The sequence below is a fragment of the Cupriavidus alkaliphilus genome (assembly GCF_014191175.1).
Classification (GTDB): Bacteria; Pseudomonadota; Gammaproteobacteria; order Burkholderiales; family Burkholderiaceae; genus Cupriavidus; species Cupriavidus alkaliphilus.
In genome coordinates, this window is the sequence record NZ_JACHWE010000001.1 from 80,383 (window position 1) to 102,929 (window position 22,547).

Sequence of the window (22,547 nt, forward strand, 5' to 3'; positions counted from 1 at the left end):
CGTGAGCCGTCATCATTGACCACCGCGCCCCCCAATCGAATCACGGAGAAACAACATCATGCTGAGCTGGGACGACGACGTTCAAGCCACCCCGCAGGCCGCACCGCAGCCTGCCCTGCAACCCGCTGCAGTTTCCAACCCCGCGGCTGCCACCGCTGACCAGCAAGGCGTCCTGCCGCCGAGCGCCACGCAAGCCGGCATCCTGGGCAACAACCCCAACGCCGCCGCCGCGCAAAGCAACCGCCGCGTCAACGCCGCCGACAAGCGCGTCATCAACGGCTCGACCGACGTCAACCAGCTCGTCCCGTTCAAGTACAAGTGGGCGTGGGAAAAGTACCTGGCCGGCTGCGCCAACCACTGGATGCCGCAGGAAATCAACATGTCGCGCGACATCGCGACGTGGAAAGACCCCAATGGCCTGACCGAAGACGAGCGCCGCATCATCAAGCGCAACCTCGGCTTCTTCGTCACCGCCGACTCGCTGGCCGCCAACAACATCGTGCTGGGCACCTACCGCCAGATCACCGCGCCGGAATGCCGCCAGTACCTGCTGCGCCAGGCCTTTGAAGAGGCCATCCACACGCACGCCTACCAGTACATCGTTGAATCGCTGGGCCTGAACGAAGCCGAAATCTTCAACGCCTACCACGAAGTGCAGTCGATCCGCGACAAGGACGAGTTCCTGATCCCGTTCATCGACACGCTGACCGACCCGTCGTTCAAGACCGGCACGCCGGAAAACGACCAGAAGCTGCTCAAGTCGCTGATCGTGTTCGCCTGCATCATGGAAGGGCTGTTCTTCTATGTGGGCTTCACGCAGATCCTGGCGATGGGGCGGCAGAACAAGATGACGGGGGCGGCGGAGCAGTATCAGTACATCCTGCGGGATGAGTCGCTGCACTGCAATTTTGGTATCGACCTGATTAATCAGATCAAGCTGGAGAATCCGCATCTTTGGACGGCGGAGTTTAAGGCTGAGATTACGGAGTTGTTCAAGAAGGCTGTTGATCTTGAATACCGCTACGCTGAGGACACCATGCCGCGTGGGGTGCTGGGGCTGAATGCGCCGATGTTTAAGTCTTACCTGCGGTTTATTTGCAATCGTCGGTGCCAGCAGATTGGCTTGGATCAGCTGTTCCCGAATGAGGAGAATCCGTTCCCGTGGATGAGCGAGATGATCGATCTTAAGAAGGAGCGGAACTTCTTTGAGACTCGGGTTATTGAGTATCAGACGGGTGGGGCGTTGAGCTGGGATTGAATAAACTGCAACAATGTGGAATGGGGTGCGCGAAAGCGCGCCCCATCTAGTTTTGGACCTTGGTCGGCTGCATTTCTAGATTTTATAGGCCGCTCGATTCGAAATGGCGCCGGCGATCTTATTCGAAAATTTTCTCTGAGATTTCGGCGGTCGATCGCAAAGTAGCGCTGATCCCCATATCGCCTTCGTTCGGATCGTGTTACATGGGAAGATTTGGAGTTTGAGTCATCGCTTTCTCTGTACCGCTTTAATCAAATTCTTACTTGGTTGCGAGTTTGGGTAGCCTTCTGGTGAGGTTTCGCTGTGGGTATAGCTGAAGATTTTCGGGGATTTCTTTCCAACCTTGCGGTTGATAATGCAGAGCAGATCAGTCTGCGATATGGGGAGATTACGGCGGCTCTGAATAAGGAGTTCCGCGATACCGATTCCAAGACGGCGAACAGTTTGCAGGTTGGCTCCTATGGTCGTGGTACTGCTATCAAGGGAATTTCTGATCTCGATATGCTTTATTTTGTCCCCAAGCGTTGCTGGGACGATTATCGTGTTGGCGGCCAGTCGAGGTTGCTGACGCGAACTAAGGAGGCTATCAAGGCCCGATATCCACAGACAGAGGTTTATGTTGACCGCCTGGTTATCAGGGTCCTGTACAAGGATTTTCATATCGAGGTTCAACCTGTATTTGAACAAGATGACGGGAGTTTCAAGTATCCGGATACTTACTCAGGTGGCAGTTGGAAAATAACTAAGCCGCGTGATGAAATTCGGGCAATGTCCGAGTTTAATGCGGAGAAGAATGACAATCTCCGGCGCCTCTGCAAAATGATTCGAGCTTGGAAAAACAAGCACGGTGTGGGAATGGGTGGCCTCCTGATTGACACACTTGCCCATAATTTCCTGAAGTGTACGGCAGCGTTCGACGATAAAAGCTATCTTTACTACGATTGGATGAGTCGTGATTTTTTTGAATACATCGCCGACTTGCCGGCCCAGGAATACCATGCTGCACTAGGTAGTGGGCAGCGAGTCAAGGTCAAGAGCAAGTTTCAGACTGCAGCAAAGAACGCACACAAACTATGTCTTGATGCAATAGAAGAGACGGATGAGGGCAAGCGTAGGGATCGTTGGCGCAAGGTATTTGGGAACGCCTATCCGATTTCAGATAAGCGTGGCGTTACATCTATTGCTATTGAAAAATTTGAGTATTCCAGTACCGAGCAATTCGTTGAGGATCTGTACCCCATCGATATTCGATTCTCCATCGAAATTAATTGCGATGTTTCTCAGAATGGGTTCCGAGAATATAGGCTTCGGGAATTTTTGCGTGGACGACTTCCATTGCAGGTGCAAAAAGGACTGCGCTTCTACGTTGAAGGGCACGATGTTCCCGGAAATTTCGATTTGTATTGGAAGGTCTTGAACCGAGGGGGCGAGGCAAAGCGGCGCAATTGTGTGAGAGGGCAGATTTTTCGAGATACAGGGCGGCTCACAATTTCGGAGCGCACGGATTTTGCGGGTGATCACGTCGTGGAATGTTATGCCGTAAAGTGCGGTGTGGTCGTGGCCAAGAACAGAATTCATGTGCCTATTGCGGGCCGAGTTTCAGCATGAACAAGGACGGTCTGCTTAAAAATATTGCTGCCACTGGATATAATGTTGGCTTTGGTGCGAAGAAGCATTTTGCGACATATGATATTGTCGAGAAAATGCCAGGCCTCATTGGCTTCATCTCGACGGCGTTCGGTGTATATGCTTTGGCATTTGATGCGCTATCGCACAAATTTTTGTCGGCGACATTTGTTGTCCTCGGTATCATTGCTCTTTATATATCTTTCTATGATGCTCGAAAATCTTCATATGAGCAGGCCGGTGTTAAGCTAACGACGTTGTACAATCGCCTCCGTGATCTGTATAGGCAAGTGCAATCCACGTCCGAGTCGGATCTTTCAGCCTACGTTGAGAAGTTATCGGAGTTGGAAGGGGCGTACTATGCTGCTTGCATAAGCAAGCAGATTCTCTTCAGTGATTGGTATGCCCACTATAAATTCTTCTGGCAACACCAAATTGACTGGGTAAACGAACAAAAGAACTTTGGGTTGCTCCGCGATAAGGTTCCGCTCAGCTTTGCTGTCTTCGTTGCGGTTGCCTTTGTGGGCGTCGTTGCTGTGTTATTGCGGAATATCGAATATTCCTGTATTCGCGGCTTGTGGTAGTATTTTTCTTTATAAGAAAAACGGGTGATTGCTATGGCGGAAGCGGGGGTTTTTAAAGATTGCTTTATTATAATGCCGATCGCAGATGTCGATGGATATCCTGCGGGGCATTTCAAGCATGTTTATGAGAATATAATAGCGCCGTCATGCGAGATGGCCGGATATCAGGCGGTTCGGGCTGATGATGTTAAGGCGACGAATCTTATTCATCTGGATATTCTGAAGAAGCTTATCGAGGCGCCGGTTGCGATATGTGATCTCAGTAGCAGAAATCCAAATGTTTTATTTGAACTCGGTATAAGGCAGGCTTTCGATAGGCCTGTGGTGCTAATACAGGAATCTGGGACGCCGAAGATATTCGATATTGCGCCGCTCCGATATCTCGAGTATTCAAGGGATATGAAATACCACGATGTCCTGCACAGTCAAGGGGAGTTGAAGGACGCGATTGAGGCGACAGTGGCTGCTGGGTTGGAGGCGGGAAATGTCAACTCAATTGTGAAGCTCTTAGCTCTCAATGAATCTGCGAAGATCCCCGATCTAAAAGGGGGTAATAAGGGTGAGCTTGCATTTGGTGTAATGCAGGCGGAAATGCGAGAGATCCGAAAGCTTGTGGAGATGGCAGCCTATGACAGGCTCTCGAGCCCTCGACGAGGGTCGATCTCCGCTATCGAGTATGAGCGTATTGCAACCAACCTAGATAAGCTGCAGAACGCCAAAAATCTGCCCGCACCGGAGCGTATGGAAAGGCTGGACATCTTAGCAAGGGAAACGGAGGAAGTGATGATGCGGTGTGAAGATAAGGCTGATCATACGCATTTTCGACGTTTGATGTCGCGAATCCATCGGTCGATAAAGGCGATAGCGCAACCTGCGGAGGCATAGCGTATGTCGTTTAGAGGAGCCGGGGTCGAGGGATCCGAGGCTCCCTGTTGATTTTTCTTGGGAAGTTCCGCCGCGTCCAATGATTCGCGCTCGCGACAGGGATGAACGGCGGTCAGTGCGCTGCAACACGCTCGTTGCGCTAACCCACCCAAATAACAACAGGCCCGCGCTGTACCTTTACCTTCCGCGATTGCCCGACGCTAAATCCGGCCTTTTCCAACCACCCGCCCCGCAACTGAATCCACGGATTTGTCCGCAGACCAGAGACCAGAGAAAGCAAGGAAGGGGACAGATCTATTTCAAGATCTAGGTCAGAAATCGTTCCGTCCCCTTAGTCTAGGTCCCCTTAGTCTCGTCCCGACAAGGATTTTGGGGATGCGCAGCAAGACACCTACGAATCCCTTCCCACGGCAGCTACTCCGAGGAAATTACGACAACCTTGTTCCGTACTTCAACCTTGAGCGACTGCCCGATCTTGAAGCCCGCCCGTTCCAACCATATCCCACCCAATCGAATCCATGGAACGCTTCGCATCCCACTATAGCGGTTACCTTCCGTTGGCTTGACGTGGAAATGCCTGTAGCTGGTCGTGAATGTGCGCACGTGCGCAGTGGAAGATGTCTTCCGCATAGCGAACTCCTGATTCGAAACTTGGATTCGCCCTTGCAAGCTGGGCGGCCGGGCACTTGAACACCGCCCGCAGATCGGCCCGCATGTTTCCCCTTTCGGGTCTTGTATCGATGCGCGCTGCCCGGCCTTAGCAGAATGCTATGGAAGACACGCCACGACTGTCGGACGTGGCAACGCTGCGGGGGTGTGTTCAGCACCATGGGCAAGCCTACGCGTCGCCTGCACGCCGGTGAATGAGACGAGTCTAAGTTCGCAACACACACCTTGATGAAGTCGTAGTCCTCGCTATCTGTCGGATCGACCGACGACGCGGCAGTCAACACGTTCTGTCGTGCCTCATTAGAGCTGCACCCCCCTTTTTTGCCCGATCCGCGGTCATGCGACATCGGCACTGCTATCGAACCGCACCTCGGCGTCGGCCTCGATCGGCGCGCCCTTAACAAGCCGCCGTCATCTGGTCACCCTTGCCAATTACCGCGCACGCTCAGTCGTATATGACGAAGAAGGTGTTTCGCGATCATCCGGGGCGTCGGAAACATGATCTATCTGCCGGGCTCAATCACACAACGTGAGGTGCCGGAAGCGGGTGCTCTCGTTCTGGTCGTGAGAGAGCAGTGGCAAGTCGGGATCATCATCATCAGTGTCGTCGATCAAGTGTTCTCGGACTTGCTTCCTGATCACGTAAGGCTGGCGAACAGTATTGAGGTGCGGCTTGTCGACCAAGACCTCCTTCCCCCGATACGCTGACCTCTAGCCATCGTCATCAACCAGTTGTTTCGCTTAATCCGGCTTCCGCCAGTCCCACGGTGTAGTGACCACCCGTCTCCCGCTTGAGCGCCAGCAGGTCATACGTCTTCAACATATCCACTAGGCCAGAGTGACCGTAGGTGGCAGGAGAAAAGCTCGGATCGGTGCGCTTGAGGTACTGTCCCAGCGCGCTGAGATGAACGCGCCCTTCTGACGTATTGCTCGCAAGCAAGCTGATGGCATCCACCACGAACCTTGGGCGCCGTTTGGGTATGGCTGGCTTCGGGGCCTCAGACTTCGCTGGCCCTGGCACTTCGGCGGCAGTCTCCGTCGCCGCTGTGGCCGCCGGTACCCATTCAAAGAACTGGTCGCTGGCGTTGCGAAGGGCTTGTGGCGTCTTTGCTTCCCCGACGATGCACACCGTCGCGCCACGCTCCCGCAGCTTGCGGCAGAGATAGGCAAAGTCAGAGTCGCTGGTGACCAGGCAGAACTTGTCAGCGCGGTGGTCGAACATAGCTTCCAGCGCATCCAGCGCTAGTGCAATGTCGGCGGTGTTCTTGCCGGCAGCGTATTGATACTGGAGGCATGGCGTAAATGCCTGGCGCACCAGCGCGTCCTGCCATGTCTTGCCCAACGTATTCTGGTTGCCATAACCTCGACGCAGGACCACCCGCCCGAATTGGGCGACGACGCGGAGGGCGTAGTCCAGTATCTCTGGCGTCGTGTTATCGCAGTCAACCAATACAGCAACGCGAGACTCGGAAGCAGGGACGGTTGCGCTCATCTGTTTTTTCGTAGAGTGGCTGAGGATGTCGCGATGATAATGGCAGATTCCGAAACGTTTGGCGGCGGTTGTCCGAGACACGGGAAACCCGCAATTGCCAAGGCTCGAGTGAGCGCCCTTCCCAATGCCTCCCGCGCCGTGCCGTCCGCTGTGCTGATCGAAGCGGTTCCCGATCTGGTGGGGCTCACCGATATCGCCGATGCCGTCGGCATGTCCCGTCAGAATGTGCGCAATTTGGTGCTAGCGAAGCTTAAAGGCATTCTTCCGAAACAGCCGCTGCGAAGCCTCATTGCCGAGCGAGATCCTGGCCCGGCACACAGCAAATCCCTCGGCAGCAAGAGCATCGATGCACCGGAGCAGCAAGTAGGAGCCCATGCCCCTACCTTGTGCGGAAGGGACGACAGCGATCAATGCGATGACAGGAGCCTGATAGAGCGGAAAGTCAGTAGCGAGTACCACGCCTGTCAATTGACCTGAGGGGGCCTCAGCAACGAAGGAGGCCGTTGGCAAAAAAGCCCCGTACCGGCCGTTGACGATAGCGGAGATCTTGCTCGTCCATTGCTCCAGCGGCGCACTATCTACCGTATCTGCGAAGGCGGCGTAAGTCAGTGGGGCTAGCAGTTTCAAGTCACCACTAGTGAAACGCCGTACAGGCAGTTCGCACGACGTTCCGTATTCGACCTCAGAGCATTCTCTTTCCCAAATGGAATCAACGTGCTGGGCAGTCTCTGATAGGGGACTTCGTGCTCGGCAGGACATGATGGTTCTTCGCTTTTGGCCAACGTACAGGGTAGTTCGTGGGTTAGCTTGGGGAAATAAGAAATTTCCAAAGATGGCTGCTAAACGTCTTTCGTTCTGGATGGGTCAGCAATTTTCAATAGCCATCGGGCCCACGCACTAGCAATCGTCAATCTCGGATCGCATGCATGCGTTTTGCTCCGCGCTCTTCCGTATCCGTCTTCCTATGTCATTCCGAGACATCGTCTGTTACTTAAGACCTAGAAATTAGGATAGAAATATATTCGCCGCAATAACTTGGCGTTCCATAAATCCACTCATACGCTAAGGGTGAGCGGCAATAGTGCTGCTCACTTTGACCGTCAGGAGAGACTAAAGATGGGACAATATCAATATAATGCCGAGGTATTCTGTGACCATGCTACCCCTGAAAAGGAGTCGGCATTCAGAATGCACATGGACCTTCCATTTCCAAAGGAGGATTTCGACAGGTTGCATGAAATGCTCAATCAGAACCAGTGGGAGGAATTTTCCAACTATTTCTCCCATCGCTATCCGGAGCACAAGGACATCATTGAGATTTGGTGCGCCGGCAGCGAAAAACGAAGGTCACGAAAACTTTGTCGCGTCGACAAGCTTGAGGCTTTAGCTGCTTGAGATGCGGCGATCAGCCATGGCATGTCGAGACGATTCTGCATGCCATGGCGCTGCTCATATTGCAATATGAGGCCAAGAAGAAAGAGCGATGCCGTTAGCAGCGGCGATGATTTTCCGTGAGCGCAAATGACAGCCCGCCTGAGATCAGCAGCAACAATCGTCTATGTGTGCCTCGTCTTCCGAACAATACTGGTGGCGGCGCTATTCGATGTGATCAGCCCCGCGCTTCCTTTGATCAGCGCCGACCTTGGCGTCAGCCAGGCGAGATTTCAAGCCTTTTTCTCGGCAACCTTGATGGTGGGGGCCGCTGTCTTTATCTGTGCGCCATGGCTGGTCGATCACATTGGCCGGCTGCGCACAGTAACCGTGAGCGCCGCGGCGACCTGCTTGCTGGCCTTGTTAAGTGCGGCCGCACAAAGCTACCTGGCCTATGCCGTCGCTCTGCTGGCAATGTTTGCGGTCAATGCAATAGGCGCAGTCGGAACCCGCGCCCTCATGCGTGACCTCTTGACCCATGAGCGATACAAGAGGCTATTTGCCTATGGCCAGGCCGCATTGCAAGCAACCAGCATCGTTGCGCCGTTGGCTGGCGGATGGGTCGCTGCTGCGTGGGGGTGGCGCGCAATGTTTGCAGGGTTCTGCTTGCCTCTGCTCGCGGTGCCGCTGCTATTCGCAATGTTTCCTCCGCCGGCCGCCCCGACCACTCGCGATGCCCGGCCATCCGGGCAGGCGATGTCATGGGGTGAGTTGGCTAGTCTTTGCATGACGGCCAGGATTCCGCTGATTCTGCTGTGCGCGACGCAGGGCAGCTATACCACCTTACTGGTGGCCAAACCATTCCTGTTGGCAAGCCGTTTTAGCTTGCCAGTTACTGCAATAGGGATCGTTTTTGCCGGCTTTGCAGGGGTCGGCGTGATCGGCTATCTCTGCTCCGGGGCGCTGATGGCACGCGTGTCGGAGCGCAGCCTGGTTGCCGCCGGCATCTTCTTCCAATGCCTTTCGGCACTTGGGCTAATGCTGCTCTCCATCACGGAAGTGCGCGCGCTTCACCTGTTCCTGGCGGCATTGGCCGCTGCCCAACTGGGTTACTGCCTGGTTGTCCCCGTCGCCAATGCATGGATGATGAATGTCGCTGCCGAGTACCGGGCATTTGCCGCTGGCATGCTGGGCGGACTGCAGACCTTGACCGGCGGCGCTGTCGCGTTCCTGGCGGGTATTGCCTACAACGATTCGGCACTGCCTGTCGCGGTGGTCTGTACGATTTCCGCGCTTGTCGCGGCTGTGACGCTGCGGCGCGTGCATTGACCTTGTCAATTGTCCGGCGCAGCCGACCGAGAGAAGGTCCATGAGCCAGTACCAGTATGCAAGCGCATTGCGTCGTGGTGCTGACAATGCGTGCTCAAGAACGTCAGAAGAGGCTCGAGCCGGCGCCAGCGCCGCAACTGGCCCCGCACTGTACTGAGGCCGTAGCGACGATCGGCGATTGTGAAAATAACCACCCAATGGCCATTTGCTTCATGGCGAGCGTCAACGTCGTAACGACAGCCAAGGAAGATTGCCAGACGATGCAGCTCCGACATCGTGATAAGCGTACCTGCTGGTACGCCAGATTGGCCGTGTAGTTCGGACATTGCGAACCTCCTTCCAAATGGGGCAAGGCCGGCCCCATGGCTAGCGGATAGGCATGGCACTCAGCCCAAGCCTGGCCGCGACGGCAGAGACGGTAAGACGACTCACAACCGGAAAAGCCAAATCGAAATTCGCCGTAACACAAGGGTCTGCACGGTTTGCTGCGTGAAGCATCGTGCTTTTCAACTGAGGCCATCTTTGGTTACGAAAAATATGGCTGGGATGCCTCCAAAGACATGGAACTAGGCATTGGGCACGGAATCAATCGGGCGATTTCCGAGCGTGGTCGAGGAAATTTCCTCTTGATCGACCCTGACTTCTTTGCTGGGAACCTCCTGAAGCAGGAGCAGCAGGCACTGCGATGATCGTTGGGAACGGGTCGACTGCCGCGTCACCCCGCGGCATTCGCAACGCCCGGACAATGCTCCCGGACGGTGCCGTTCGCAACGCGATATACGCGCTCTGCCGTCTTGATCAGCGAATGGCGATGCGTCACCACGATCAGCGTTGGTACCCGCTGCCGGACACGTGCAAAGATTCGCGCCTCGCGATCCGGATCGATCGATGAGGTGGGCTCATCCAGAATGATTACGGCTGGGCGGCGCGCGAGCGCACGGCCCAGCGCGACGCGCTGGCGCTCACCTCCCGATAGCGCCCGGCCTTGAATGCCGAGCGGGCGATCCAGGATATCGCCTTTTCCGTCCGCGGCAATCTCCTGCAATTCGAGCAAGGCTACGAGTTCATGCAGGGCATGGTCGGCTGGCACGTTGCTGCAGCCGTAGATCAGATTTTCCCTGAGTGAGCCCGTGAGAATCATCGGCGCTTGGGGTGCTACCGCGATCTCGCGTGCGATATCGCTGACGGCCAGCTTGCTGACGTCCACGCCAAACAGGTAGACAGTGCCAGCCGCTGGGCAGGCGAGCCCGAGCATCAAGTGGACCAGACTCGATTTGCCTGCACCCGATGGCCCGACGAGCGCGACAAGCTCCCCCTGCCTGACAGTGATATTCACGCCTTGCAGAATCTGCTTCCCGCCTTGGATCACCACTGCGTTCTCGATGCGACAGACTTCATTCGCCGTGCGGTCGATGTGCACGCTGGATTCGGTGCGCTCGATTGGCAGTTCCAGAAGGCCGAAACTCTCGCGCAGTGCAAGATGGTTGCGGCGCAAATCGGACAGGGATCCCGCGAGATACGTGAAAGGGATTGCCAGCGTCACGATATAGCTGGCAATCATGACGAAATCGCCGGCGCGGAATGTTGAATGGATGACGCCGTACGCGGTAGTCACCGTGAACAGCGTGAGCAAGAGGCCGGTGCAAATGGCTTGTGCCACAAGCAAAAGGGCGAGCCGGGTGTTTCCATGGGTCACTTTGCCGATATAGACCTCAAGCGTGCGGTGCAACGCGGCATCTTCCCTGGCGTACGCGTTGTTGAGTTTGATGTCGAGCATGAAGCCGAGCTTCTCAACAAGATGGCTCGACAACATGTCGGCACCGCTGAAAATCTCTTCATGGGCGCCCTTGCTCTTGTCCGCGAGGAACCATGTCGCGGCAAAGAGAAGCATCATGGAGACGGCAAATCCCAGCGCGAAGGTGCCGCCGATCAGTTGCCACAGAACGAGGCTGGACAGCATCAACTGCAGCACCATCGGTCCGATTGTCCAGAACATCGAAAAGGTGATGGCACTGAAGGCTGCGCGGCTTCGGGCGATGACGGAGACCAGTTTGCCCGGGTCTTCCGCAGTCAGGCGCGGGTAGTCGACCCTGACCAGTCGGGCAAAGATGGCGTCATGGAAGGCAGCGTCACATCTCGCGAGAACGGCCGCGGAAAGTATGGCTTTCAGCCAATCGAAAGCGCGCGCGGCAGTCCAGATCAGTCCGTACGCGGCTGCCAGGAGCAGCGGAACGCCCGTAGCGCTATGCGAGGCATCTCCAGACAGCGCATCGGTGGCCTCCCGCAAGAGATAGGGGACCAGCGTCGACAAAGCCGCGCACAGCGCTACAAATAGCGTTGCTGCGCCGAAGTGGATGGGTAAGGATGGATACTTCCTGACCGTGATGCGGTAGGCGAAGATCCAATCCTTGTACAACTCCAGAAGAAACCTCATCGCCATCACCTTCGGGCATCAAAGTCTTGCGGGGTCTACGGACCAGATTGGTTGTGCCGTGTCGAGCGGGCCCATCTGCTTACAGGTTAGGTATGCTGCAACGCAATGGTCGTCAGAGCATTCAGAAGATTCAAATAGAAAGTTCTGGCGGTTTCGCTTCGCCGGACATCAAGCAACGGGCGGGCTTGCGGCGCAGCGAAAGTTCTGCGCTTTTGCGCCGATGCTTCGCGGCTGATCCACCAAAATCGTTGCCATTCCACCGGTGAGGAACACCATGATTTTTGCGGTCCGCTTCCACGACAAGCCCGACCAGCTCACCCTGCGCAATGCCCTTCTGCACGCCCATCTCGATTGGCTGGCTCTGCATCGCGACGCGATCCTGCTCGCTGGCTCACTGCGCGAAGCGCCGAACCAGGGAGCGGTTGGCGGGCCTTGGATTGTCCGGGCCGGGGATCATGCGGAGGTTGAGACCCTCATTCAAACGGATCCATTCTGGACGCAAGGCCTACGTGAGCGTGTGGAGATCCACAGCTGGCACCGCGCCTTCGATGAAGCGGTGACCTTTTGACTGAGGGCTTCGCCCTGATGCAGCCCTTTCCCTCACCCTTGCAGAAACAGACGCATATCTTTGCAGATTAGGTCTGTTGTGATGACCCCCTTACGCCAACTACCTTGAGCAAGCATGCCATGGCAGTCAGGCGGCTTTCTCGAACATAGCGAAGGTGGAGGGGTCAGTTGATCTCCGGACTCATTTGCGTTGGCGACCGGACGACGCACGGAGGGACGGTCATTACCGGCGATGCCACCAGCATCATCGGCAATCGCGCCATGGCACGTGCAGGGGACATGACGATTTGTCCCAAGTGCAAGGGCACTTTCCCGATCCTCGCAGGGAACGGAATTATCACTGCGCCCAATGGCGTTCCCTACGCCAGGCATATGGACCGCACCGCCTGCGGTGCCAGGTTGTTGGCCAGCCAGGACACCACGCTGGCAAGCGACATAGAGGCGCCAGTCGCCGCCGACTTTGAACCGGCAGGGGCAGCTGCGGTAACGGGGTCTGGCCTCTGCCTGGACTGTCTGATGAAGGCGGCTATGGCAGGCGCAGCAACCGTCGTCCGAGGGTAGCTGACGATGGATGTCCTCGATCGATACGGCCAACTCCGTACGGGCTTGCAGACGCTGAACCTGTATGCCCTGGTGGATGGGGCGCTGTATCAGCAGCATCGCGAGCGCCAGCTTGAACATGTGCCTGGGGGGATAGTCGCCTTGTTCTCCGGTACAGCGGATGACGCGCTGGCGCACGCAGGCCCTTGGCTGATTGACGCGGCGCAGGTGACTGAAACGGTCCTGCGCGATTTGATCTCACTGGAGACGGCGGCGCCGGCCGTCACTTGGCTTATCGCTGAGGCCGATCTCACCGGGCTCACACAACTGCTGCAATTGCGACTCGACATCAAGCTGCCCGACGGAAGAACGGCGCTCTTGCGGTTCTGGGACCCACGTGTGCTGGCATCCCTCTTTCAATTGATGGCAGGTGACCAACGAACGGAATTCTTCCGTCATGTCCATGAATGGCATTTGCTGGACAAGGGCATCAGAGTCTGTATAGGGAGGCAGCATGCTGACGCTCAGTGAAGCGCAATGGCAGGCGCTGCGACGCACAGAGGTGCAGAACTTTGTCGGCGCGGTTTGCGAACAGTTTCTGGCTCATCGCCCGGAGCTGTTGCAAAGGCTAGGCAGGGAGCAAATCTCCGGCCGAATGCAAGCGGGTTATAGCCTGGCGGCGGAGTCAGGTCTGCTCTCAACGCAACACATCGTGAAGTTGCTCTATCTCTGCGCCGATGCGCCGCAAATGGCAACGGATCATCAGATCCGCGCGTATCTCTTGAAGCCGGGCGCAACGCCAGAACAACGACTGGACGACCTGTCAGCAGTGATGAAGCTCGTCTTCAAGGAGAACGGTTGATGGCGGCGCTTGCAATCCCTGCTATCCGGTTGGTTGCTTCGAGAGTGGTTCAGTGGCTCGGGGCAGCGGCGGCAGCCGGCGCGGCAGCGGAAGTGGCGCGTCAACGGACGGAGGAAGCCGAGAACTCGAGAACCACTCCGATCTCTCGTGCTGAGTCGCCGTCAAAGGAAAAAGAAAGGTGCGAAGAATGTCCGCCTGATCAGGGTGCGATTGCGCTTCAGCCGACATCAGGGTGGAGTGCGGACGCGATCGCGTATCAGCGCCGTGTCTCTGGTATGCCGGAAGCACCTTCCGGCTTTTTGTGCGAATGGAGCTTCAACGGCGTCCGGTTCGATGGGTTTGCATCCGGACAGTGTCTCCTGAAAGAGGCGAAGTCGACTTACGACCAGTTCTTTGATGAGGATGGGGAATTTCGTTACCCGTTCCAAAGAAAGGTCTTCGCGCTAATGACTGCAAGTGCTGTACGGCAGCAGCATGCAGCACAACCGATGCCACCAACGCGATTGCGGTGGCATTTCATGGAGCCCATCTCATTCGCGTACATGCGAGAGGCGATCAGGGATGCAGCGCCCCTAATTGAGGTGGTCTACTTCCCCTGATACTGGTTATGTCACATGAATTGAAGCTGCGGTTCAGGTTCTCACAGGACCCACGACTCACTTTGAAAGACCATCTGTCCTTGGTGCAGAAGCTGACGCGATTCCTGGGGACACAAGACGCGCTGCTCGCTGAATCCGCGTGGTTGTTGGCAGGGAACACGAAAGACGACTCTTACCGATACTTGGTCTTCGACAGCCAAGGCCCCACCACGGCCGCACTGTCGGTCCTGGCCCAAGAGCAGGAAGGGGAGGATGTCATAAAAACGTTTGTCATATGGAATGGGCAACTGGCGAAATCGCAAGGTGCATCCATTTCTTACTACTTTGATCGCGCTGACGGTGCAGCGTCGGCATTGAGTCTTACCTTAGGGTCTAAGCCTCCAGCGAGTCGATTGGGTTCTTGGACCACGGTCTGCAAGGTCTTGACTGAGGCGGTAAAGATCTGGCACCCGCTAGTCGCAACCATCGATACACAGAAGTATGAACGTGTCTTCCCAGATCGCCCCGGGGTGGGCTGGATGATCTATCTGCCCACCATCCTCACGGATCAGCACGTCCCGGAAGCGCGTGCCCTGGTCGGCGTGCTGGACGAGAACAACAAGCAGATGGGAACGATTGTCGTGAGCTTAACCGACGGGCACTTCTCAGGAACTGACCCGGAGCACGTCAGGTCGGCCAATGCCATTGAAGTTCGGCTTGTTGATCAGGATTTGCTGCCGAGATACATCGATCTGTAGAGGGTGGCAGGGACGGAAATGCCAGATGATCGTGCCGTCCTACTTTGAAGGAGTGGGGGCGGCTTGTCGACGAAGACCTCCTTCCCCGGTACGCCGACCTCTAGCCATCGTCGTTAACCCGTTGCTTCGCTAAATCCGGCTTCTGCAGTCCCACGGTGTAGTGACCACCTGTCTCCCGCTTGAGCGCCAGCAGGTCATACGTTTTCAACATATCCACCAAGCCAGAGTGACCGTAGGTGGCAGGAGAAGAGTTGAGGTACTGTCCCAGCGCGCTGAGATGGACGCGCCCTTCTGACGTGTTGCTCGCAAGGAGGCTGATGGCATTCACCACGAACCTTGGGCGCCGTTTGGGTATGGCTGGCTTCGGGGGCTCAGACTTCGCTTGCGTTGGCACTTCGGCGGCGGTCTCCGCCGCCGAAGTGGCCGCCGGTACCCATTCAAAGAACTGGTCACTGGCATTGCGAAGGGCTTGTGGCGTCTTTGCATTGCCGTGCGCTGGCCCAAGCAGGCTGCAGCCTCGATGACGTCGTCAGAGTACGGATGGAGGCACGCACGAACAGAAGGTTCGCAAATGGCTGGGCCGGCTGTCGAATGAATGCAGCGTTGGCGTGATATCGCGGCCGATCACATTTCGCAGCGAGACCATTCGTGGTGCTACAGCAGTGGAGTTCGGCATAACCAGTATTAAGCGGCATGCTAACGGGCAGGGCGACGCGTTTCCTCAGCAGCATGTTAGCGCCAAAGTAACCGGTTGATATTTCCGTCGCTTTCGGGAAACTCAAATCCGATTCACTACTTTTTAAGTGGCCGGAGAGTAATAAAAATGGGCGCAGCGCTATATACAAGCACTGAACCGGATAATTTATGTTAAGCGATTTTTACACCGGCTTGAGCGCCGGAACTACTCTGTTAGTTTCGGCTCGAATTCACCGTCATCAGGAATTTCCTAGTTTCTAATCTCGCCTGCGATTGACTGGAGCCTGCCATTTCCGTGAATATCGGAGTCTTGAATCAATCGGAACGGGATTGAGCATCATGAAACCGACGATGGCTATTTCTCCTACTCGAGCGGAAAATTTCGCCGAATGGTATCAACAAGTCGTCAGGGCCGCCAAGCTGGCCGAGCACGCTCCGGTCCGCGGGTGCATGACAATTTTGCCTTGGGGATATGGCGTCTGGGAGTTGATGCAGCAAGCTCTTGACGTTGCACTGAAGGCTACGGGCCACAAGAACGTTTACTTTCCTCTGCTGATTCCGCTGTCGTACCTGGAGCGAGAGGCAGCTCATGTCAGCGGCTTCGCCAAGGAGTGTGCGGTCGTCACGCACCATCGGCTGGTGTCTGACGGCGCTCACCTGGTGCCGTCACCGGACGCGCGTCTGGACGAACCATTCGTAATACGCCCAACTAGCGAGGCTATCATTGGTGAGGCTTTCGCCAGATGGATCTCGTCATACCGCGATTTACCGCTGCTGATCAATCAGTGGTGCAACGTCATGCGGTGGGAACTGCGTACGCGAGTATTCCTGCGCACCTCAGAATTTCTTTGGCAAGAAGGACACACCGCGCATGCCGATGCCGGCGATGCGAACGCCGAGGCCCGCCGCATCCTTGATCTCTACGCGGATTTTGCAGAGGATGTGATGGCCCTTCCGGTGATAAAGGGCGAGAAGACGCCGCTCGAGCGGTTTCCCGGGGCCATATGCACCTATTGCATCGAGGCCATCCTGCAGGATGGCAAGGCCCTGCAGGCGGGCACAGCGCACTTCCTGGGTCAGAACTTCGCCCTTGCCTACAACATCACGTTCATGGATGCGCGGCAGGCCAGGCAGCACGCGTGGACGACCTCATGGGGCATGTCGACCCGGATGATCGGCGGCATGATCATGATGCATTCCGATGACAATGGACTGGTCCTGCCACCGCGAGTGGCACCTGCACAGGTACGCATCATCGCGATCGCCTCGAACCCACACGACTTGGGGCAGGTGCAAGAGTTCATCGCCTCTCGGCTGAAACCAGCACTGCAGGGGCTGTGCTGGGCCGGCTTGTGCGTGCGCGTCGAGGTGCTTGCAGTCGAAGGACGCCCTGGCGCCATGTTCTGGCAGGCGGTCAAGGATGGTGTCCCGCTGATCCTGCAGGTCGGCAAGCGAGAGATAGAGCGCAACACGGTCTCCATCGTCAGTCGTCTAAGCGAGGGATTCCAGGCCGAAAGCATCGCGTTGCCCGATCTCGGCGAACAAGTGCCGCGCCTGCTCACCAGTATTCAGTCAACCTTGCTTTCGCGTGCAAGAGCCTTGCAGTCCTCGCTGATGCGTAAGGCTGATACGCTCGACGCGCTGCAAGATGCCATTGGGACGCGGGCGCCGTTCGGTTGGGCAGTCTGCCCGATGGACATTGAGGCTGAATCGTCTGAGAAGGTTCAGATTATCCTCGCCGAGCTTGGTGCAACCATCCGATGTGTTCCACTGGCATTGGACCGTACAAACGCGAAGTGCATCTTCACCGGCAAGCCGACACCGAGCAAGGTTGTGATCGCTAAAGCGTACTGAGGTGCAAATCAAGCGCCTTAGCGAATAGTCCAAGTGTGGTCACGTGACGCTAACCCATACACGGATCATGCCGATAGTCCCAACAAGCAACCAGAAGCTATTGAGGAACGTGTAGGCTTTGTCCCTCTTGAGCATCGCGCACCATGTGAGCAATGTGGCGTCGACTGTGTTGACCAGCCAAACGACTAGGAATGGGCTATTTGAACCCGACCAGCTGACTACGCCAAAGCTGGCGATTCTCATAACTACGCCTATCAGTTCGAGCGTGGCAATGCTCTTGCGAACTACTTCATTCGCACGCTTTACTAGTCGCGCACGCGACAGGGAAACACCAATTTTTCTCATCCTGCGTTCTATCCTTTGGATTGATATGAATGCGCTGCCTCGCACGCTCCTCACGCAGCATGGCACTTCTACTTTGTGGCGTTTGACGCTGGACTTCAATTGCCTCATTGCGGCCGAGTCCAACAGATTCAAGCAATTGGGGATCGAACACGGATTCCTGTTCATGCTGAAACAAATACTGTAAGAGAGATGTGGCGATCGGCTGGCTGCCTGACGCTGCCGATCTTCAGCACGTACTCCGAAGTGGCTGAGCACTGCCTGGAAATATCCGTAGTGGCGACCCTCGTCGGTCAAGTGCTCCTTCATGAGCCGGTGGAATCGTGGATCACACATCTTGATCTGCAACGCATCATGAGTTGCTTGCAACTTGCCTTTCGAGCCTTTCAGTGAGTATTTCGAATAACCCTTCCCTCCAGGCTGTTTGGCGCGGGAAACCCGCAATTGCACACCGTGCTTCTCAACGCGAAAATCGGGGTGTCATACGGTGCCTGACTCCAGGGCGGCCGTAAGGGCTACATCCATTTCCGTTGGCAACTCGTCCCCCTGTAACGAAACGCCTAAAGCGCAATCCACCGTGACGTCCCCCGCCCCCTCACGCAATCCCCGCCTCCATTTCGACCTCACCACCATCCAGCTCTTCATCGCCGTTGCCGACCAGGGCAGCATCACCCGCGGCGCCGAGCGCCTGCATCTGGCCCCCGCCGCCGCCTCCCGCCGCATCCTCGAGCTCGAATCCCAGCTCGGTGTCGCCCTGTTCGAGCGGCTGCCTCACGGCATGGCTTGCACCGAAGCCGGACGAGCCCTGCTGGCCCATGCCCGCGGCATCACCCACACCGTCCAGCGCATGCAGGACGACGCCGCTTCGTTCCTCGGCGGAGACCTGGGCGTGGTGCGGGTGGCGGCGCCAAAGTCGGCCGTGATCCAGTTCCTGCCGTTCGACATCCTGCGCTGCGCCACCGAATGCCCGGGCGTCCGCATCGACCTGCAGGAAATGAACAGCCAGGAAGTCCAGCAGTCGCTGCGCCGCGGCACGGTGGACATCGGCATTTATGAGGGCAGCCTGGGCGTGGTCGACCTGCCGACCGCGCCGTATCGCAGCGACCGGCTGGTGCTGGTGGTGGCGCGCGGTCATGCGCTGGCGAAGCGCAAGAAGGTGACGACGGAGGACGTGCTGGATTGCGACCTGATCGTGCTGGGCGAGAGCTCGGCGATCTCGGTCGGGCTGGAGCGGCTGGCGGAGGAGGCGGGGCGGCTGCTGCGCATGCGCATGCGAGTGAGCGGGTTCGACAGCATCGCGGCGCTGGTGGCGCAGAACCTGGGGGGCGGAGTGATGCCGGAGGCGATCGCGCGCGAGGTGGCGGGCGGCAGCCGCTTTGTCCGCCTGCCGATCGCGGGGGAGTGGGCGGTGCGGCATTTTGTGCTGTGCCATCGGCCGGAGGGGGCGCTGTCGTCGGCGGCGTTGAGCGTGCTGCAGGTGCTTGCGCAAAACGCGAAACCTGAATCCCGAAAATAGCGATAGCCCTGGGCGGGGGCATTGCGGAAGATGGCTCCATAACGATGAGAGGAGACACGCAATGCGGCGCAGACAATTTCTTCTGGCGGCGGCGGCCGGACTGGCGGTGCCGGGCCTGGCGCGCGCGGCAAATGTGGCGGGGCCGGTGCGCATCGTGGTGGGCTTTGCCCCCGGCGGCGGCACGGACGTGCTGGCGCGCGTGATCGGGCAGAAGCTGGGCGTCATGTGGAACACCAGCGTGGTGGTGGAGAACAAGCCGGGCGCCACCGGCGCCATTGCCGCGGCATATGTGGCCAAGCAGCCGCCCGACGGCACCACGCTGCTGATGGCGCATGTCAACAGCCACGCGATCGCGCCGGCGCTGCTGGACGTCAGGTACGACCCGCGCGCGGACTTTACGCCGATCTCGATGGTCGGGGTCACGCCGAATATGCTGACCTGCCGTCCGGAACAGAAGGTGCGCACGGTTGCGGACATCGTGGCGCTGTGCCGCAAGAACCCGGGCAAGATTTCATTTGGCTCGTCTGGCATCGGCTCGGCGCAGCACCTGGCGCTGGAACTGTTCCGGATGCAGGCCAAGATCGACGTGGTGCACGTGCCGTACAAGGGCTCGGGCCCGCTGGTGGCGGACCTGCTCGGCGGCCAGATCGACTATGCCTTCGACACCATGACCGCGGCCACGCCCTTTATCCAGCAGGGCAAGGTGATCGCGATTGCGCAGACGCGCCTGAAGCGCGCGCCCAGCCATCCGGGCGTGCCGACGCTGGCGGAGTCGGGCTTCCCGGGCCTGGACGCGGCGTCGTGGTACGGGCTGGTGGGCCCGAAGGGCATGCCGCCGGCGCTGGCGCAGCGCCTGAACGAAGACGTCAACCGCGTGCTGGTCATGCCGGACGTGGCGGAGCGGCTGAAGAGCTTTGGCGCCGAGGACTCGGGCGGATCGAACCAGCAGTTCGCCGCCTATATCACCGCGGAATCGACCAAGTGGGCCAAGGTGATCAAGGACGCCGGCGTGAAGGCGGAGAGTTGATGGCCGAGCGCCGACGCACCGATGCACGCAGCACGAACCAATTTCCCAGGACGCAACCGATGACTGATTTCCGCGACTCCGGCGCCCGCGCCAACCAGGTCAACCAGGCCGCCCAGGCCAACGCGGCGCCCCTGCCGCTGGCCGGCGTGCGTGTGCTCGACGTCAGCCAGGTCATGGCCGGCCCTTACGCCTGCATGCTGCTGGCCGACCTCGGCGCCGACGTGATCAAGATCGAACCGCCGGATGGCGGCGACCAGACGCGCGGCTCGATGGGGTTCAAGATGAAGGGCCCGGACAGCATGGGCTTCCTGAACATGAACCGTAACAAGCGCAGCGTTACGCTGGACCTGAAGACCGAGTCCGGCCGCGAGGTGCTGTACCGGCTGGCGCAAACCGCCGACATCCTGGTCGAGAACTACCGCCCAGGCGTGATGAAGCGCCTCGGCATCGACTACGAGACCCTCAGCCGGATCAACCCGAAGCTGGTCTACTGCAGCATCTCGGGCTTCGGCCAGAGCGGGCCGTGGGCCGCGCGGCCGGGTTTCGACCTGATGGCGCAGGCGATGTCCGGCGTGATGAGCGTCACCGGCTACCCGGGCGGCGCGCCGGTGAAGGCGGGAGTGCCGGTGGCCGATATCGGCTGCGCGCTGTTCGCGACCTACGGCATGCTCTCCGCCTATATCGGCGCCAAGGAGACCGGCAAGGGGCAGTATGTCGATGCCTCGCTGTTCGATTCCGCGCTGGCGTTCTCGGTGTGGGACACCTGCGAATACTGGGGCACCGGGCGCGAACCCGAGCCGCTCGGCACGGCCAACCGCATGAGCGCGCCGTACCAGGCGATGAAGGCGGCGGATGGCTACTTCGTAATGGGCGCGACCAACCAGAAGCTGTGGCAGTTGCTGTGCCGTACGCTCGACCGGCCCGACCTGCTTGCGGACGAGCGCTTTGCCACCGTCGCGCTGCGCCTGGCCAACCGCCAGGCACTGATCGGCGCGCTGGAAGAGAGCTTTATCAAGCAGAGCGCCGACTACTGGATCGAGCAGCTGCTCGAGGTCGGCATCCCGGCCGGGCCGATCCTGACCTACCCGCAGGCGTTCGACAGCGAGCACGGCAAGCACCGGCAGATGCGCATCGAGATCGATCATCCGATCGAAGGCAAGGTGCCCAATATCGGCTTCGCGGTGAAGATGGGCGGTACGCCGCAGCAGGTGCGGCGCCCGCCGCCGCTGCTAGGCCAGCACACCGCCGAGATCCTCGCCGAGCTGGGTCTGTCGCAAAACGAACAGCAGTCGCTGGCCGCGGCCGGCGCATTCGGCGCATGAGCGCCCCGCAGGCAGCAACCGGCGCAGGCACGCCGCCCGGCGAAGGACAGGTCACGCTGACGCGCCAGGGCCGGATCGCGACGCTCACTTTCGACCGCCCGGCCGCGCGCAATGCGATGACGTGGGCGATGTACGGGCAGCTTGCCGCGCATTGCCGCACGCTCGCCGCGGAGGGTACCGCCGGGGCGCGCGTGGTGGTGCTGCGCGGCGCGGGCGGAGAGGCCTTTGTTGCCGGGACCGACATCGCGCAGTTCCAGCAGTTCAGCGGCGGCGATGACGGGGTCGCGTACGAAGCGCGCATCGACGAGGGCATCGCGCTGGTCGAGCAGCTGCCGATGCCTGCGGTCGCGGTCATCGAGGGCTGGGCGGTGGGCGGTGGCCTGGCCATTGCCACCGCCTGCGATTTCCGCCTGGCAACGCCGAAGGCCCGCTTCGGCGTGCCGATTGCCAGGACGCTGGGCAATACGCTATCCGCGTTGAACCTGGCCAAGCTGCGCGCGGCGTGGGGGTTGCAACCGGTGCGGCGCATGCTGTTGCTGGCGCAGGTGCTCGATGCCGACGCGGCGCTGGCGTGCGGCTTCCTCGAGGGGGTGCATGCGCCCGAAGCGCTGGAAGCCGAAGTCGCCAAGCTGTGCGAGCGGCTCGGCGCGCTCGCGCCGGTCACGCAGACGGTCATCAAGGAGTCGTTGCGCCGCCAGACCGTGGCGGCGGTGGCCGATACCGATGATCTCGTGCGACAGTGTTATGGCAGCGACGACTTCCGGGAGGGGGTGGACGCGTTCGTCGGCAAGCGTGCGCCGGAGTGGCAGGGGCGTTGATTCCGCTTTACGGGGCGGC

24 protein-coding genes and 1 pseudogene are annotated in these 22,547 nt (G+C 58.5%); 19 read left to right on the forward strand and 6 right to left on the reverse strand.

The features are described 5' to 3' along the window. The first annotated feature begins 58 nt into the window (after window positions 1–58). From FHX60_RS00360 to FHX60_RS00375, 4 genes are all read left to right on the forward strand, one after another. The gene (locus tag FHX60_RS00360) at window positions 59–1,258 is read left to right on the forward strand and encodes a ribonucleotide-diphosphate reductase subunit beta (protein ID WP_115688100.1); all 1,200 of its coding nucleotides are present in this window, start codon (window positions 59–61) and stop codon (window positions 1,256–1,258) included. Between the two features lie 303 nt (window positions 1,259–1,561). Next, window positions 1,562–2,866, forward strand: coding sequence for an SMODS domain-containing nucleotidyltransferase (locus FHX60_RS27885; protein ID WP_183282241.1), 1,305 nt, complete (start codon window positions 1,562–1,564; stop codon window positions 2,864–2,866). Next, complete coding sequence (locus tag FHX60_RS00370) at window positions 2,863–3,468, forward strand: SLATT domain-containing protein (RefSeq protein WP_183282242.1); 606 nt, start codon at window positions 2,863–2,865, stop codon at window positions 3,466–3,468. Before FHX60_RS27885 ends, FHX60_RS00370 begins: the two co-directional genes overlap by 4 nt. A 24-nt stretch (window positions 3,469–3,492) precedes the next feature. Next, entirely contained in the window at window positions 3,493–4,353 is an 861-nt protein-coding gene (locus tag FHX60_RS00375) for a hypothetical protein (RefSeq protein ID WP_221209878.1), read from the forward strand. A 139-nt stretch (window positions 4,354–4,492) separates the two neighbouring features. Here the strand turns inward: FHX60_RS00375 and FHX60_RS27935 are convergent, their stop codons facing one another. Together FHX60_RS27935 and FHX60_RS27940 are read right to left on the reverse strand one after the other, a co-directional pair. Further along, the gene (locus tag FHX60_RS27935) at window positions 4,493–4,633 is read right to left on the reverse strand and encodes a SymE family type I addiction module toxin (protein ID WP_260163226.1); all 141 of its coding nucleotides are present in this window, start codon (window positions 4,631–4,633) and stop codon (window positions 4,493–4,495) included. A gap of 134 nt (window positions 4,634–4,767) precedes the next feature. Further along, window positions 4,768–4,983: a SymE family type I addiction module toxin gene (locus FHX60_RS27940; RefSeq protein ID WP_183282243.1), complete on the reverse strand. Its 216-nt coding sequence runs from the start codon at window positions 4,981–4,983 to the stop codon at window positions 4,768–4,770. Between the two features lie 537 nt (window positions 4,984–5,520). On the opposite strand from FHX60_RS27940, the gene FHX60_RS00390 reads away from it, so the two are divergent. Continuing rightward, the gene (locus FHX60_RS00390) at window positions 5,521–5,730 is read left to right on the forward strand and encodes an immunity 52 family protein (RefSeq protein WP_260163229.1); all 210 of its coding nucleotides are present in this window, start codon (window positions 5,521–5,523) and stop codon (window positions 5,728–5,730) included. 16 nt (window positions 5,731–5,746) lie between these two features. Here FHX60_RS00390 and FHX60_RS00395 read toward each other — a convergent pair whose 3' ends face one another. Beyond that, the gene (locus tag FHX60_RS00395) at window positions 5,747–6,514 is read right to left on the reverse strand and encodes an NYN domain-containing protein (protein ID WP_183282244.1); all 768 of its coding nucleotides are present in this window, start codon (window positions 6,512–6,514) and stop codon (window positions 5,747–5,749) included. Window positions 6,515–6,553: 39 nt separating this feature from the next. Here FHX60_RS00395 and FHX60_RS27945 point away from each other — a divergent pair. After that, window positions 6,554–6,760, forward strand: a pseudogene (locus tag FHX60_RS27945) (DNA-binding protein); the annotation flags it as partial. Here FHX60_RS27945 and FHX60_RS27950 read toward each other — a convergent pair. Next, window positions 6,755–7,273 carry a GNAT family N-acetyltransferase gene (locus FHX60_RS27950; RefSeq protein WP_183282817.1) on the reverse strand — a complete coding sequence of 173 codons (519 nt, stop codon included), beginning with the start codon at window positions 7,271–7,273 and terminating at the stop codon, window positions 6,755–6,757. The pseudogene FHX60_RS27945 and the gene FHX60_RS27950 overlap by 6 nt on opposite strands. Before the next feature lie 357 nt (window positions 7,274–7,630). On the opposite strand from FHX60_RS27950, the gene FHX60_RS00410 reads away from it, so the two are divergent. After that, on the forward strand, window positions 7,631–7,909 hold the full coding sequence (locus FHX60_RS00410) for a hypothetical protein (protein ID WP_183282245.1): 279 nt from the start codon (window positions 7,631–7,633) through the stop codon (window positions 7,907–7,909). 126 nt (window positions 7,910–8,035) lie between these two features. Next, window positions 8,036–9,214 carry an MFS transporter gene (locus FHX60_RS00415; protein WP_183282246.1) on the forward strand — a complete coding sequence of 393 codons (1,179 nt, stop codon included), beginning with the start codon at window positions 8,036–8,038 and terminating at the stop codon, window positions 9,212–9,214. Window positions 9,215–9,929: 715 nt separating this feature from the next. Here the strand turns inward: FHX60_RS00415 and FHX60_RS00420 are convergent. Then, entirely contained in the window at window positions 9,930–11,648 is a 1,719-nt protein-coding gene (locus FHX60_RS00420) for an ATP-binding cassette domain-containing protein (RefSeq protein ID WP_260163238.1), read from the reverse strand. Window positions 11,649–11,922: 274 nt separating this feature from the next. Between FHX60_RS00420 and FHX60_RS00425 the strand changes: the two genes are divergently transcribed. The 6 genes from FHX60_RS00425 (at window position 11,923) to FHX60_RS00450 (ending at window position 14,953) form a co-directional block, all read left to right on the forward strand. Continuing rightward, entirely contained in the window at window positions 11,923–12,216 is a 294-nt protein-coding gene (locus FHX60_RS00425) for a YciI family protein (protein WP_183282248.1), read from the forward strand. Between the two features lie 167 nt (window positions 12,217–12,383). Beyond that, the gene (locus FHX60_RS00430) at window positions 12,384–12,776 is read left to right on the forward strand and encodes a PAAR domain-containing protein (RefSeq protein WP_183282249.1); all 393 of its coding nucleotides are present in this window, start codon (window positions 12,384–12,386) and stop codon (window positions 12,774–12,776) included. A 6-nt stretch (window positions 12,777–12,782) separates the two neighbouring features. Continuing rightward, a complete protein-coding gene (locus FHX60_RS00435; RefSeq protein ID WP_183282250.1) occupies window positions 12,783–13,286 on the forward strand; it encodes a DUF4123 domain-containing protein in 504 nt (167 codons plus the stop codon). After that, on the forward strand, window positions 13,270–13,617 hold the full coding sequence (locus tag FHX60_RS00440; protein ID WP_183282251.1) for a hypothetical protein: 348 nt from the start codon (window positions 13,270–13,272) through the stop codon (window positions 13,615–13,617). The genes FHX60_RS00435 and FHX60_RS00440 overlap by 17 nt, the downstream gene beginning before the upstream one ends. Continuing rightward, on the forward strand, window positions 13,617–14,216 hold the full coding sequence (locus FHX60_RS00445) for a restriction endonuclease fold toxin 5 domain-containing protein (RefSeq protein ID WP_260163243.1): 600 nt from the start codon (window positions 13,617–13,619) through the stop codon (window positions 14,214–14,216). The genes FHX60_RS00440 and FHX60_RS00445 overlap by 1 nt, the downstream gene beginning before the upstream one ends. Before the next feature lie 62 nt (window positions 14,217–14,278). Next, the gene (locus tag FHX60_RS00450) at window positions 14,279–14,953 is read left to right on the forward strand and encodes an Imm52 family immunity protein (protein WP_183282253.1); all 675 of its coding nucleotides are present in this window, start codon (window positions 14,279–14,281) and stop codon (window positions 14,951–14,953) included. Window positions 14,954–15,053: 100 nt separating this feature from the next. Here the strand turns inward: FHX60_RS00450 and FHX60_RS00455 are convergent, their stop codons facing one another. Continuing rightward, window positions 15,054–15,284 (reverse strand): OST-HTH/LOTUS domain-containing protein, encoded by a 231-nt coding sequence (locus FHX60_RS00455; RefSeq protein WP_183282254.1) that lies wholly within the window; start codon window positions 15,282–15,284, stop codon window positions 15,054–15,056. A gap of 704 nt (window positions 15,285–15,988) precedes the next feature. Here FHX60_RS00455 and FHX60_RS00460 point away from each other — a divergent pair. From FHX60_RS00460 to FHX60_RS00480, 5 genes are all read left to right on the forward strand, one after another. Beyond that, complete coding sequence (locus tag FHX60_RS00460) at window positions 15,989–17,503, forward strand: aminoacyl--tRNA ligase-related protein (protein WP_183282255.1); 1,515 nt, start codon at window positions 15,989–15,991, stop codon at window positions 17,501–17,503. 919 nt (window positions 17,504–18,422) lie between these two features. Further along, window positions 18,423–19,361: a LysR family transcriptional regulator gene (locus FHX60_RS00465; RefSeq protein ID WP_116600813.1), complete on the forward strand. Its 939-nt coding sequence runs from the start codon at window positions 18,423–18,425 to the stop codon at window positions 19,359–19,361. 61 nt (window positions 19,362–19,422) lie between these two features. Continuing rightward, complete coding sequence (locus tag FHX60_RS00470) at window positions 19,423–20,388, forward strand: Bug family tripartite tricarboxylate transporter substrate binding protein (protein ID WP_183282256.1); 966 nt, start codon at window positions 19,423–19,425, stop codon at window positions 20,386–20,388. 59 nt (window positions 20,389–20,447) lie between these two features. Then, entirely contained in the window at window positions 20,448–21,710 is a 1,263-nt protein-coding gene (locus FHX60_RS00475) for a CaiB/BaiF CoA transferase family protein (protein ID WP_183282257.1), read from the forward strand. Further along, a complete protein-coding gene (locus tag FHX60_RS00480; protein WP_112776831.1) occupies window positions 21,707–22,528 on the forward strand; it encodes an enoyl-CoA hydratase/isomerase family protein in 822 nt (273 codons plus the stop codon). Before FHX60_RS00475 ends, FHX60_RS00480 begins: the two co-directional genes overlap by 4 nt. The last annotated feature ends 19 nt before the right edge of the window (window positions 22,529–22,547 follow it).